A 12,749-nucleotide genomic window follows, 5' to 3' on the forward strand; every position below is an offset into this window, starting at 1 on the left:
CCGACTAACTTTATAAGAATTATTTGGATAGGTGTGAAAACGATGTTTATTTCAATTAATCAATTAAACAAACAATTTTTAGATAAAAATGATCAACCTACAACCGTACTAAAAGATATTGAATTAGATATTGAAAAAGGTGAATTTGTTTCCATCCTCGGTCCATCCGGATGTGGAAAGTCAACATTACTTTCAATTGTAGCAGGGTTAACGAGTGCAACAAATGGAGAAATCTTAGTAGAAGATAAAAAGATTACGAAACCCGGGAAAGACCGCGGCATGGTGTTTCAAGAGGCTGCCTTATTTCCATGGATCAATGTCATTGAAAATGTCATGTTCCCATTGAAAAAGGAAATGTCAAAACAGGAAGCAACCGCACAAGCTAAAAAGTATTTACAAATGGTTCAATTAAGCAATTACTTGGAGCACTATCCACATGAATTATCAGGTGGTATGCAACAGCGTGTATCGATTGCTCGCGCGTTGGCAATGGATCCAGAAATCTTATTAATGGATGAACCATTTGGTGCCTTAGACGAACAAACAAGAACAAGATTACATGGACAATTAGAAGAAATTTGGATCAAAACCAAGAAAACGGTCCTTTTCGTTACCCATAGTATCTCTGAATCTATTAAATTATCAGATCGCATTATTGTGATGGGAACGAGACCTGGAACCATTTTAACAGATATTAAAGTTGATATTCCGCGACCAAGAAGAGAACACAAAGAAGACATGTTGGAATTGGAAGAACATGTGATGAGTTACTTGAAAAAGGAAATCGATAAAGTTGTAAGTGAGGAATTAAATCATGAAACCAGCCATTAAACGAATCATATTTATTGTCATTTTAGTTGGATTATGGGAATTGGGTTCACGATTAGGGTTATGGACAGAATTAATCCTTCCATCACCAACAAGTGTATTTACGGCACTTTACCATGGATTTGCAGACAAAACATTAATTTGGGATTTAATTGCAAGTTTCAGACGTCTAGCAATCGGGTTAACATTAGCTTTAATAATTGGTACTAGTATTGGCATATTGATTGCGAAATCCAAAACAGCAGACGATACGATTGGGTCCATGCTACTAGCGTTACAAAGTGTTCCAAGTATTGTTTGGTTACCACTAGCAATTATGTGGTTTGGTTTAAATGATAAAGCTGTTATTTTTGTCGTTATACTTGGTGGAACGTTCGTTATGGCCCTTAACATTCGTACAGGAATTAAAAACGTTTCCCCACTTTATATCCGGGCAGCTCAGACGATGGGTTCTAAAGGAATTGATTTGTTCATTCGCGTTATTTTCCCTGCATCTATTCCCTATGTTGTTACGGGATCACGTCTAGCTTGGGCATTTGCATGGCGGGCATTGATGGCCGGGGAATTGCTAAGTACTGGACCAGGACTTGGTTACACACTAAGTTACGCTTCTGACTTTGGTAACATGAGCTTAGTGATTGGTGTCATTATTATTATTGGTATTATTGGTTCCATTGTCGATCAACTTATCTTCCAACGAATTGAAAAATCAGTAGCTAATCGTTGGGGGCTATAAGTTTAAAAAATAACATGTTAACTCCTCTAATGAGGTAAAAAAATATACAGGAGGTCATCCCAATGAAAAAAAGGTTATTATTTATTAGTATGATTATTGCTATAGCAGGTTTTCTAGCTGGTTGCGGAAGTTCATCCTCTGCAGCTGATGAAACCAAAACAATTACGCTTGGTTATTTCCCTAACATTAATCACGTCCCAGCAATGGTGGCAAAATCTGAAGGTTATTATCAAGACCAGTTTGGTGAGGATGTAGAAATCGAGTACCAAACATTCGCTGATGGTTCAGATTTCATGACTGCACTAAAAACTGGGGAAATTGAAGGTGGTTTAGTTGGACCTGGACCTGCAATGAACAACTATACAACTGGTACAGATGTGAAAATTATTGGTGCTGGTTCTACTGGTGGAACTGTTATCCTTGCTCGAGAAGGTAGTGGAATCGAAACAGTTGAGGATATCGACGGTAAAACGTTTATTACGCCACGAATTGGTTGCACACACGACGTTCAATTTGAAACGTATATGAAAGAACAAGGCATCACTTCCGAACGAATTGGTGGCGACATGACGCACCAAACAGGAAAGCCTGCAACGTATGAAGCAATGTTCGCAGATGGAAAAATTGACGTAGCCGTTGCTCCAGAACCATGGGCTGCCGTACTTCAGCAAGAAGCGAATGCAGAAGTGATTATCCCAACAAGCGAGATTTCTTTTGGAGAAACATTACCTGCATCTGTATTAGTATCATCTGGTGAATTAGTTGACGAAAATCCAGAAATGGTACAACAAATCGTTAATGCACACAAAGATGCAACAACTTTCATTAATGAAAACCCTGAAGAAGCAAAAACGATTGCGATCAATGATATTAAGGAAGTAACAGGCCAAGAATTAAGCAAAGAAGTTATCGATGGTGCATGGGAAAACATTGACTTTACAATTGAGGTTGATGCAGATGTTATCCAAGAATTTGGTGACTCTTCTTACGACCTAGATTTCTTAAAAGAACAACCAGACTTCTCCGATTTAATTGATACGCAATTCTTAGACTAAACTTATTAAAAAAGTGTCAGAGTTTGAAACTCTGACACTTTTTCATTGTTATAAATTTATTCGCACGCAGGACAAAACTTAGTCAAACAAGTTCATGCTCAAGTAACGCTCACCAGTATCAGGAGCAACGCAAAGTACCTTTTTGCCTTTTCCTAATCGCTTGGCAACATCGATCGCCGCATAAACTGCTGCACCACCGGATAACCCTACAAAAATCCCTTCCTTAGCCGCTAAGTCTTTAAAGGAATTCACGGCATCATCATCCGCAATTTGAATAATTTCATCATAGATATCTGTATTTAAAATATCAGGTACAAAACCAGGGCTTGTGCCAACCAATTTATGCTTCCCTGGTTTTCCACCAGATAACACTGGTGACCCTTGTGGTTCGACAACCGCTATAAATAACTCAGGAAGCCATTCTTTTAACATTTCGCCAGTGCCTGTCACTGTTCCACCAGTACCTGCTGTTGCAACAAATGCGTCTAGTTCCCCGTCCATTTGCTCATAGATCTCACGGGCTGTTGTGGTGCGGTGAATATCAGGGTTGGCACTATTTTCAAACTGTTGTGGGATAAAACTACCCGGAGTTTCTTTTTGTAATTCTAATGCTTTTTCAATTGCTCCTGGCATTTTTTTATCACTAGGGGTCAGTGTTACTTCTGCTCCAAATGCTTTTAAAATATTAATTCGTTCTTGTGTCATATTATCTGGCATAACAATGATCGCTTTATACCCACGAGCTGCTGCCGTCATTGCAATCCCAATCCCTGTGTTTCCACTTGTAGGTTCAATAATAGTGCCACCTGGTTTAAGGATCCCTTCTTCTTCCGCTACTTTAATCATATTAAAAGCAGCACGGTCTTTTACACTTTTCGATGGGTTAAACATTTCTAGTTTGACATAAACATCGGCGGCATCTTCTGGTACAAGTCGATTTAGCTTCACAACCGGCGTATCACCGATCAAGTCTGTAATATTATTTACAACCTTCATAGTAACCTCCACATGAATGTATTTAGTATCATTATACTCCTGTAAAGTATAATCCATAGTTAACTTATTTGAATTCTACCCTTATTTTATCAATTTCTATTCTTTTTTACCATCCTATAGTATTGCCAACATGTAGCCAACCATCGCTAGTAAGATCGAGCCGACCACACCAACAACAACTGCTTTAACCCCTACTTTTTTAAAATCCCGAAAATGAATGCTTAATCCTAAGCCAGCCATTGCCATCGATAGAAATAAAATACTTGTATCTATTAAAAAGTCAATCAACATGGTGGGTAGTATACCGGTTGAGTTGATTATACTCATAGCTAAGAAGCCAAAAATAAACCACGGTACAGGGAAATCACTAAACTTTTTCCCTGTTTCATTCGATTGGTTTTTCCTACTAAATATAGTTCCTAAAATAATCGCAACAGGTATAAGCAATGCAACCCGGCCCATTTTCACTAAAATAGCGATATCACTACTTACCGGTCCTCCTGGTAATGCAGCCGCCACCACATGCGCTAACTCATGGAGAGTAGAGCCAACGAGTAGGCCATAGACCTCAGAATCAAAATCAAGTCCAGCATATAAAATAGTATAAAAAATCGTTCCGATCGTACCAAGGATTGCAATAAAAGCAACGGCAATCGCAACATGTTCTTTCTTCGCTTTGATTAATGGAGCAACGGCGACAATTGCGGCAGCACCACACACCGCTGTTCCTACCGCTAACAAAGCAGAAAATTTTTCATCCAAATGAAAGAGTTTGCCGAGAACAATCATGACAATTAATGTAAATGTAACAACGATAATATCTATTAAAATGACAGTTGAACCCATTTCAATAATTTGATGCAGGTTAAGTCGAACTCCCATCAAAATAATACCTATGCGTAATAGTATTTTTGAACTAAAGTTTATTCCGCTCGTAGAAGAAACAGGAATCCCTAAGAGCTGTTTCCAACCAATCCCTAAAAAGATAGAAAGAATCATCACACCCATAATCGACAAAATTGGCAGTTTAGCCATACTCCCAGCTAAAATAGCTAATACAAGTGTTAGCAACAATCCTTTAACAAAATCTGACGTTACCTTTTGAGATATACGTTTCAACCAGTTATTATTTTCTTGTTGTGACATCCTGAACCTCCAAGTGTACAATTCAACCATTAATCTTAAAGCAAGAAGCAGGATAAGTAAAACGATTATTTCCATATTTTCTTGTTAGAAATAAGAAAAGCGCCCTATTATGTCAGCATTATCTAGCTTTTGTACGTGTTATTTCTTTTAGTGCATATTGCTATATGATGTGCAACCAATCATTAACTAATTTAACTACTGAAGTACAGTGATTTTCCAAAATACACGGAATTAAGGGGAAAAGCGCTGGATGATGTATGAAAAATCTGTAAATGCGCAAGATCTAGAGAAAAAGCGCTGGATGATGTATGAAAAAGCTGTAAATACGCAGGATCTTGAGTGAAAGCGCTGGATGATGTTAGAAAAAGCCGTAAATGCGCAGGATCTTGAGTGAAAGCGCTGGATGATGCGTGAAAAAGCTGTAATTGGGCAAGATCTAGAGAAAAAGCGCTGGATGATGTTAGAAAAAGCTGTAAATGCGCAGGATCTTGAGAAAAAGCGCTGGATGATGTTAGAAAAAGCTGTAAATACGCAGGATCTTGAGAAAAAGCGCTGGATGATGCGTGAAAAAGCTGTAAATACGCAGGATCTTGAGAAAAAGCGCTGGATGATGTTAGAAAAAGCTGTAAATGCGCAGGATCTTGAGAAAAAGCGCTGGATGATGTTAGAAAAAGCTCTAAATACGCAGGATCTTGAGAAAAAGCGCTGGATGATGTTAGAAAAAGCTGTAAATGCGCAGGATCTTGAGAAAAAGCGCTGGATGATGTTAGAAAAAGCTGTAAATACGCAGGATCTTGAGAAAAAGCGCTGGATGATGTTAGAAAAAGCTGTAAATGCGCAAGATCTAGAGAAAAAGCGCTGGATGATGTATGAAAAAGCTGTAAATACGCAGGATCTTGAGTGAAAGCGCTGGATGATGTTAGAAAAAGCCGTAAATACGCAAGATCTTGAGAAAAAGCGCTGGATGATGTTAGAAAGAGCTGTAAATACGCAGGATCTTGAGAGAAAGCGCTGGATGATGCGTGAAAAAGCTGTAAATGCGCAAGATCTAGAGAAAAAGCGCTGGATGATGTTAGAAAAAGCCGTAAATACGCTGGATCTTGAGAGAAAGCGCTGGATGATGTTAGAAAAAGCCGTAAATACGCTGGATCTTGAGAGAAAGCGCTGGATGATGTTAGAAAAAGCCGTAAATGCGCAAGATCTTGAGAAAAAGCGCTGGATGATGTTAGAAAAAGCTGTAAATGCGCAGAATCTAGATATAGCTAATACACAATAATAAATTCATTTTTAAATCAACCTTATCAAAATGAAAATGAGCGGGTTCACTCATTCGAGTGTTCCGCTCATTTTTCATTCAAACGATCGCAGTATAATACAATTAACTAGAGCAATCTTATTTATAGACAACTTGGAAAATCACGCCAGTATCCAATGTTTGTTTTGGTTCAATCATTAATAATTCCTGTTTCCTATTTAACTCACCTGTCAAAGCTGTCCAAGGTTCGATACAAACGAAATCCTTCCCTTGTTCCGTCCATAATACCGTATAGTTAAACTCTTGTTCTGTTTTTATTTTTATCTCCTTAGATGGGTCCATCTGGGCTGTTAGTTGTTTGTCCTCAGCATCAAGTAAAGCAACAGCCTCAATCATATTCTCCATATCGATCTCACCAGTAAAGTCACGAACTTCTCCATCATTATAGTCGATATATTTAGTTGCATCAGTTTGTAAAGTAACTTTTTTAGACTCTGTATAAAAATAAGGATGGAATCCAGGGTAAATCGGCATCGCTTTTTCTGAAGCATTATAATAGGATTGATCAATCAATAGACGATTACCTTTGACGGTATATGTAAATAATACCTCGAAGTCAAACGGGAAAACACTCTTTGTACCTATGCTACTTGCAAATCGGATTGTGATCGATGCTTGTTCTTCATCACATGTACTTTCAACAACTTCCCATGGCGTAATACGTGCCAAACCATGGTTGGGCATCTCATACGTTTTTCCTTCCCATTCATATTGTCCGTGTTTTAATTGACCTGAAATTGGGAAAAGAATAGGGATACCACCACGAACATTTTGCTTACGATCAAACAAGGTTTCTTTATTCAAATAGAGTTGCTGCTTCCCCTCTACTCCAAATTCCGTAATAATTCCACCTCGTTCTGGACATACGGTAATCCATGTTGATTCATCCGCATTACTTAGTTGATACATGGTAAATGATTGTTCTTCATATGATTCCATCTTGTACATAAAGAATGCTCCTTTACTAAAAGGTTAGTTTAATGAAAAAGAAAAGGATGACTCTTTTTATCTATTCTTCATTTATCACTAGATACGATTACAATGTTGGGATTGTGGGACAACAAACCTGTCCCCATGTCCCACTAAAATAATCCGGTTGCTCGTCCTTGTTTGTCTACGTCCATTTGTAGTGCTGCTGGTTGTTTTGGTAGGCCTGGCATCGTTAATACAGTTCCAGTTAAGGCAACGAGGAATCCAGCACCCACTGATGGGCGTACTTCTCGAACTGTAATATCAAAGTCATTTGGTCGACCAACGAGTGTCGGATCATCAGATAGAGAGTATTGTGTTTTTGCCATGCAAATCGGTAAATCACTCCATCCGTTATTCGTAATTTCTGCGATTTCTACTTTTGCTTGCTTCGTAAACTGAACAGATCTAGCACCATATACTTTTTGGGCAATGGTAGTGATTTTGTCTTCTATCGGCTGCTCCAAATCATATAACGGTTGGAATCGGGGTTGCTCCTCTTTAAGCAACTGTACTAATTTATTTGCTAAATCAGTCCCACCTTCACCGCCATGTTCCCAAACTTCTGTCAAAGCAACTTCCACATGATGTTCCCGGCACCAAGATTCAATAAAAGCTATTTCCGCATCACTATCTGTTACAAACTTGTTAATCGCAACAATAAATGGCAGGCCAAAAGCTTGAATCGTTTCGAGATGTTTCTTCAAATTACTGATTCCCGCTTTCAGTGCTTCCACATTTTCTGCTTTTAATTCGTCTTTGGAGACCCCACCATGCATTTTCAAAGCACGTACTGTCGCGACTACCACTACTGCTTGTGGATCAATCCCCCCCATGCGTGCTTTGATATTCAAAAATTTCTCAGCTCCAAGATCTGCACCAAATCCAGCTTCTGTAACCACATAATCTGCTAATTTACTGGCTACTTTTGTGGCAACTAAACTATTACATCCATGTGCAATATTCGCAAATGGCCCCCCATGGATAATTGCTGGTGTATTTTCTAATGTTTGTACTAAATTTGGTTTTAGTGCATCTTTCAACAACAACGTCAATGCACCTTCCACCCCAATGTCTGCTACTGTTACAGGTGTGCCATTCGCTTGATAACCAACCACAATTCGCCCTAGACGCTGGCGTAAATCCGTTAAATCCTCTGCAAGACAAAGAATTGCCATGATTTCAGAGGCAACTGTGATCATAAATCCATCTTCTCGTGGGACACCTTGTTTCACACCACCAAGTCCGACCATTACCTGCCTTAATGCTCGATCATTTAAGTCTACGACACGCTTCCATACCACACGCCTTGTGTCAATTTCACACGTGTTTCCTTGGTAAATATGATTATCAATAAAAGAGGACAACGCATTATTAGCAGTCGTTATCGCATGAATATCGCCTGTGAAATGAAGGTTGATTTCCTCCATTGGCATAACTTGAGCGTGTCCTCCACCACTTGCACCACCTTTTAGCCCCATCGTTGGGCCTAATGATGGCTCACGTAAAGCAACAATCGCTTGCTCTCCTATTTTATGTAAAGCTTGTCCTAACCCAACCGTTACTGTTGACTTCCCTTCACCAGCCGGAGTAGGGTTAATCGATGTAACTAAAATAACTTTTCCGTTTGGTTGATCTTGCAACCGTTCCAGTACTTCAAGCGAAATTTTCGCTTTGTACTTACCGTGTGGCTCCCATTCCTCTGCTTGCAAATCTGTCATGTTCACAATGTCTTCTATTGGTTTCATGTTTGCAAGATTTGCAATGTCAATATCTGATTGTACTCGTTTATTATTCGACTTCATATTAATCGCCTCATTTCGAGTAAAAATCTCAAATTTTGTCAAAATGAAATCAACATTGTCCATTATATCATGGATTGCTTCTTTTTAAGAAGTTGCGAACAAAAATAACCCGAATTTCACTAGTTCGTTCATTTTTAAATCTATTATTAATAGTATGAAAGAGATAGAATATTTACCACTTCAAACGCTTCTCTCCGTATATTCGAGCTGCCCCCTTCTTCACTTTTGAAACAACGACTTAATCAAACCTTATATGATTTTCCTAACTATTAGCTTCAAACCTTCCTCTACTGCTTAGAAACTTCCATTATCTCGAGAAAATTAAAGATATAACCGAAGAAACTTACATTTTCTCTATTCGAGTAACTGTCTAAAAATGATTATGCTTCAGTTACCGCGGAATTCCATTTAAAGGTGCCTTTAATGAAAGAGGCAAATTATGGTTGAACGGAACATGAATAATTTTGAAACGATTGTCAAAGATTATGAAAAAATGATCTATCGGATCATTCACAAACTAGGGATTCGTGATACTGATCATGCATTTTATCAAGAAGGACTGATTGCGCTGTGGAAGGCTGTTGAGAAGTATGATCCAGCTCGAGGGGCATTTTCAAGTTATGCTTACTTTTTAATCGAGAAAGCTATGATTAGTCTGATTCGTAAAAATAACCATCAAATCCAACAACAACATGACTATGTTACGAACCTACTTGTAAATAATGAGGATTATTGTACGTATGCTGAAATGGGGATGGATCCTTATCTCTTACAATCTATTCGTCAGCAATTAACCAAAAAACAGTGGTACTGGTTTTCATTATTCATACTAAAAGATTTATCCATTTATGAGATTGCTATCCAGGAAGACGTCACAATTGATGCCGTTAAAAACTGGGCACGTCTTGCAAAACCAAAACTTAGGAACCTATTAAAAGACTACCACGATTAATGTCTAGCGCTTTTCTATTTTTAAAAAATAACAAATTCAAAAAACATATGTGCGAACAGTCATAATCTTTACAATAATTTCACTATTCCTACTTATTGTACAGGTGTTTAAATTATCGCTGATGCCCTTTATAATGTATCTTGTTCTAAAAACACTTGTCTTACAATTCGAATTGTCAGAACATTTTTTATTCGATTTCCCCAAAGGACGAAAGGAGCTAGACCAATGAAAAATAAACGACCCGGATTTTTTCAGCGTTCATTAGACCGCGTTGAATATATTGGGAACAAACTTCCCCATCCAATTACATTGTTCGCCTTATTGGCAATTGCTGTTGTTGTGATTTCAGCGATCGTTTCCGCCACAGGGGTTCGTGTGGAACACCCTGGAGAGGAAGGAACGTTCGTTGAAGTCACAAACTTAATGAGCGCAGAAGGAATAAAATATATTTTCACGAGCATGGTGGATAACTTTATTAACTTCGCACCACTGGGCGTTGTATTAGCGACCATGCTAGGGATTGGTGTTGCTGAACGAACAGGGCTGATCAGTGCCTGTTTACGCGGATTTGTATTATCCATTCCGAAGAGTTTAATTACAGCAGGCTTAGTATTTGCTGGTGTTATGTCAAGTGTAGCATCTGACGCTGGTTATGTCGTGTTACCACCACTTGGAGCGGTAATCTTTGCGGCATTAGGTAGACATCCGCTTGCCGGACTTGCTGCTGCCTTTGCTGGGGTTTCTGCAGGATTTAGTGCCAACCTTCTATTATCTGCAACAGACGCGATGTTAGGAGAAATGACAATTGATGCTGCCGCTATTTGGGATCCAGCTTATGCAGAAACAATGAACATTGCAATGAACTATTACTTTATTATTGTATCTGTTTTCTTACTTACTCTTGTCGGTGCATGGGTAACAGAAAAGGTTATCGAGCCTCGATTAGGAGAGTATAAAGGCGAATATAAAGAAGACCTTAAAGGGCTTGATGGGATCGAGAAAAAAGGGCTATTGTTTGCAGCTCTATCCCTTTTAGTTGGATTAGTTCTAACTGCATTGTTAATTGTGCCAGAAGGTGCTCCATTACGTGGTGATAATGGCGAAATTATTCAATCACCATTTATGAGTTCGTTAGTACCTGTGATTATGTTCTTATTCTTTATTCCTGGTGTGGTATACGGAATTGTAACCAAGAATATTAAAAATGATAAAGATGTAGCAAATCAGTTAAGTGATACAATGGCATCGATGGGCATGTTTATTGTCTTAGCATTCACGGCTGGACAATTTGTTGCCTACTTCGCGGAATCAAACATGGGACTTGTCATTGGAGTTTATGGTGCTGAATTTTTACAAAGTATTAATCTTTCAGGAATTCCACTCATCATTTTATTCATTGTTATAGCCGGAATCATCAACTTATTCATTGGTAGTGCTTCGGCAAAATGGGCAATGATGGCACCTGTATTCGTACCAATCATGATGCAACTTGGGTATTCACCTGAAATGACGCAAATGGCTTATCGGATTGCCGATTCAACAACCAATATTATTTCGCCATTAATGACGTATTTTGCCATCATTATTGCATTTGCGCAAAAGTATGATAAAAATATGGGAATTGGTACATTAATTTCTGTTATGTTCCCATACTCTATCTTCTTTATGATATCTTGGACGTTAATGCTAATTGTTTGGATGTTATTTGGTGTTGACCTTGGACCAGGATCTGGAATTTTATATAATAATTAACTCTTTAAACACCCAAAACCGAGTTTGGTTATGGGTGTTTTTTTTATCGCCCATTTAACAATCTTCTAACGATCGAACCAGATACATCACATGCTTGGTTTGTTCGTATAATAGTTCCCCGGCATGTTCTATACACGCTTCTAATGTCATTGGTCTGTTCATAATGGAGAAACAACCTGTGAATTTATCATGTAAAGCCTCTGCCCCATTTCCAAGGCTGCCAGAAATTAACAGAACTTTCTTATTATGCTTTTTAGCTAAATCAGCAATATGAGCGGGCGCCTTTCCGTACAGTGTTTGTTCATCACTTTGGCCTTCTCCAGTAATGATGAGATCTGCTTGTCGGATCGCTTGTTCTACTTTGCCAATTTCGGCTATTACGTTTGCACCTGGTTTTAACGTAGCCCCTAAGGTTAACAACGCAAAACCTAACCCACCAGCCGCACCAGCACCAGGCAAATCCCGCTTCTCTTCATCCACTAATTTTGCAAAATATGCATGTGCATGATCATATCGTGTTACTTGTTCTGCGCTTGCTCCTTTTTGCGGACCGTACACTGCACTAGCACCTGTTTGCCCTGTAAGTGGATTATCCACATCACATGCTACTTGTATACTTACCTGCTGCAAACGCGGATCTAAACCTGTTAAATCTAACTGATCAATGTCCAATAAATCATGGCCTTTATAACCTAATTTGGCTCCAGTTCGTGACCATGCCTTCATTCCTAAAGCTTGAAACATGCCAAAGCCAACATCATTGGTTGCGCTACCACCCAAGCCTATAATAAAGGAGCGACACCCCTTATCTAAGGCATCCATCATGACTTGCCCTATCCCATATGTCGTAGTCCGATCTGGATCTCGTTGTTCACTTGGTACTTGCACAAGTCCAGCAACACTAGCAACTTCAATCACCGCTGTTTGATCATTTAATATGGCATAGTTTGTTTCAATGTCTGCACCTAATGGCCCTTTACAAGTTAGCTGGATGCGTCTTCCTCCAACTGAAGTTAAAAAGGCGTCAATCGTCCCTTCTCCTCCATCCGCCATTGGTTTCATCACACATCGATCATTAGCTTCTGTATCGTTAACTGCTTTGCGGATTATATTGGCAGCTTCCAGTGAGGTTAAACTTCCTTTAAATGAATCTGGTGCAATAACAATATTCAACAAATCCCTCCGTTTCATCCGT

The 12,749-nt window shown here is 38.9% G+C and carries 12 protein-coding genes; 7 read left to right on the forward strand and 5 right to left on the reverse strand.

From position 1 onward, the window contains the following. Positions 1 to 42: 42 nt before the first annotated feature. The 3 genes from FCI53_RS15245 (at position 43) to FCI53_RS15255 (ending at position 2,619) form a co-directional block, all read left to right on the forward strand. Positions 43 to 831 (forward strand): ABC transporter ATP-binding protein, encoded by a 789-nt coding sequence (locus FCI53_RS15245; protein ID WP_138419916.1) that lies wholly within the window; start codon positions 43 to 45, stop codon positions 829 to 831. Further along, positions 815 to 1,564, forward strand: a complete 750-nt coding sequence (locus FCI53_RS15250; RefSeq protein WP_138419917.1) for an ABC transporter permease — start codon at positions 815 to 817, stop codon at positions 1,562 to 1,564. Before FCI53_RS15245 ends, FCI53_RS15250 begins: the two co-directional genes overlap by 17 nt. 62 nt (positions 1,565 to 1,626) lie before the next feature. Then, positions 1,627 to 2,619, forward strand: a complete 993-nt coding sequence (locus FCI53_RS15255; protein ID WP_138419918.1) for an aliphatic sulfonate ABC transporter substrate-binding protein — start codon at positions 1,627 to 1,629, stop codon at positions 2,617 to 2,619. 78 nt (positions 2,620 to 2,697) lie between these two features. Here FCI53_RS15255 and cysK read toward each other — a convergent pair whose 3' ends face one another. Further along, on the reverse strand, positions 2,698 to 3,615 hold the full coding sequence (cysK, locus tag FCI53_RS15260; protein WP_138419919.1) for a cysteine synthase A: 918 nt from the start codon (positions 3,613 to 3,615) through the stop codon (positions 2,698 to 2,700). A gap of 114 nt (positions 3,616 to 3,729) precedes the next feature. Beyond that, the gene (locus FCI53_RS15265; protein WP_171038206.1) at positions 3,730 to 4,761 is read right to left on the reverse strand and encodes a YeiH family protein; all 1,032 of its coding nucleotides are present in this window, start codon (positions 4,759 to 4,761) and stop codon (positions 3,730 to 3,732) included. A 403-nt stretch (positions 4,762 to 5,164) separates the two neighbouring features. On the opposite strand from FCI53_RS15265, the gene FCI53_RS15270 reads away from it, so the two are divergent. Further along, the gene (locus FCI53_RS15270) at positions 5,165 to 5,665 is read left to right on the forward strand and encodes a hypothetical protein (protein ID WP_138419920.1); all 501 of its coding nucleotides are present in this window, start codon (positions 5,165 to 5,167) and stop codon (positions 5,663 to 5,665) included. Positions 5,666 to 5,674: 9 nt separating this feature from the next. Beyond that, positions 5,675 to 6,037: a hypothetical protein gene (locus FCI53_RS21545; protein ID WP_171038207.1), complete on the forward strand. Its 363-nt coding sequence runs from the start codon at positions 5,675 to 5,677 to the stop codon at positions 6,035 to 6,037. A 117-nt stretch (positions 6,038 to 6,154) separates the two neighbouring features. Here the strand turns inward: FCI53_RS21545 and FCI53_RS15285 are convergent, their stop codons facing one another. Together FCI53_RS15285 and FCI53_RS15290 are read right to left on the reverse strand one after the other, a co-directional pair. After that, positions 6,155 to 7,024 carry an aldose epimerase family protein gene (locus FCI53_RS15285; protein ID WP_138419921.1) on the reverse strand — a complete coding sequence of 290 codons (870 nt, stop codon included), beginning with the start codon at positions 7,022 to 7,024 and terminating at the stop codon, positions 6,155 to 6,157. A 134-nt stretch (positions 7,025 to 7,158) separates the two neighbouring features. After that, positions 7,159 to 8,850: a formate--tetrahydrofolate ligase gene (locus FCI53_RS15290; protein ID WP_138419922.1), complete on the reverse strand. Its 1,692-nt coding sequence runs from the start codon at positions 8,848 to 8,850 to the stop codon at positions 7,159 to 7,161. A 439-nt stretch (positions 8,851 to 9,289) separates the two neighbouring features. On the opposite strand from FCI53_RS15290, the gene FCI53_RS15295 reads away from it, so the two are divergent. Both FCI53_RS15295 and FCI53_RS15300 read left to right on the forward strand, forming a co-directional pair. After that, the gene (locus FCI53_RS15295; RefSeq protein WP_138419923.1) at positions 9,290 to 9,802 is read left to right on the forward strand and encodes a sigma-70 family RNA polymerase sigma factor; all 513 of its coding nucleotides are present in this window, start codon (positions 9,290 to 9,292) and stop codon (positions 9,800 to 9,802) included. A gap of 225 nt (positions 9,803 to 10,027) precedes the next feature. Next, a complete protein-coding gene (locus tag FCI53_RS15300) occupies positions 10,028 to 11,554 on the forward strand; it encodes an AbgT family transporter (RefSeq protein ID WP_138419924.1) in 1,527 nt (508 codons plus the stop codon). Positions 11,555 to 11,608: 54 nt separating this feature from the next. On the opposite strand, the gene FCI53_RS15305 is transcribed toward FCI53_RS15300, so the two are convergent. Continuing rightward, positions 11,609 to 12,727 (reverse strand): glycerate kinase, encoded by a 1,119-nt coding sequence (locus FCI53_RS15305; RefSeq protein ID WP_138419925.1) that lies wholly within the window; start codon positions 12,725 to 12,727, stop codon positions 11,609 to 11,611. Positions 12,728 to 12,749 lie beyond the last annotated feature (22 nt).

The organism is Aquibacillus sediminis (genome assembly GCF_005870085.1).
Lineage (GTDB): Bacteria > Bacillota > Bacilli > Bacillales > Amphibacillaceae > Aquibacillus_E > Aquibacillus_E sediminis.

Excerpts from the sequence above, each read along its gene's own strand:
- FCI53_RS15255 (WP_138419918.1), top strand. The coding sequence starts at position 1,627 with ATGAAAAAAAGGTTATTATTTATTAGTATGATTATTGCTATAGCAGGT.
- FCI53_RS15265 (WP_171038206.1), bottom strand. The coding sequence starts at position 4,761 with ATGTCACAACAAGAAAATAATAACTGGTTGAAACGTATATCTCAAAAG.
- FCI53_RS15300 (WP_138419924.1), top strand. The coding sequence starts at position 10,028 with ATGAAAAATAAACGACCCGGATTTTTTCAGCGTTCATTAGACCGCGTT.
- cysK (WP_138419919.1), bottom strand. The coding sequence starts at position 3,615 with ATGAAGGTTGTAAATAATATTACAGACTTGATCGGTGATACGCCGGTT.
- FCI53_RS21545 (WP_171038207.1), top strand. The coding sequence starts at position 5,675 with ATGATGTTAGAAAAAGCCGTAAATACGCAAGATCTTGAGAAAAAGCGC.
- FCI53_RS15290 (WP_138419922.1), bottom strand. The coding sequence starts at position 8,850 with ATGAAGTCGAATAATAAACGAGTACAATCAGATATTGACATTGCAAAT.
- FCI53_RS15245 (WP_138419916.1), top strand. The coding sequence starts at position 43 with ATGTTTATTTCAATTAATCAATTAAACAAACAATTTTTAGATAAAAAT.
- FCI53_RS15295 (WP_138419923.1), top strand. The coding sequence starts at position 9,290 with ATGGTTGAACGGAACATGAATAATTTTGAAACGATTGTCAAAGATTAT.
- FCI53_RS15250 (WP_138419917.1), top strand. The coding sequence starts at position 815 with ATGAAACCAGCCATTAAACGAATCATATTTATTGTCATTTTAGTTGGA.
- FCI53_RS15270 (WP_138419920.1), top strand. The coding sequence starts at position 5,165 with ATGATGCGTGAAAAAGCTGTAATTGGGCAAGATCTAGAGAAAAAGCGC.
- FCI53_RS15285 (WP_138419921.1), bottom strand. The coding sequence starts at position 7,024 with ATGTACAAGATGGAATCATATGAAGAACAATCATTTACCATGTATCAA.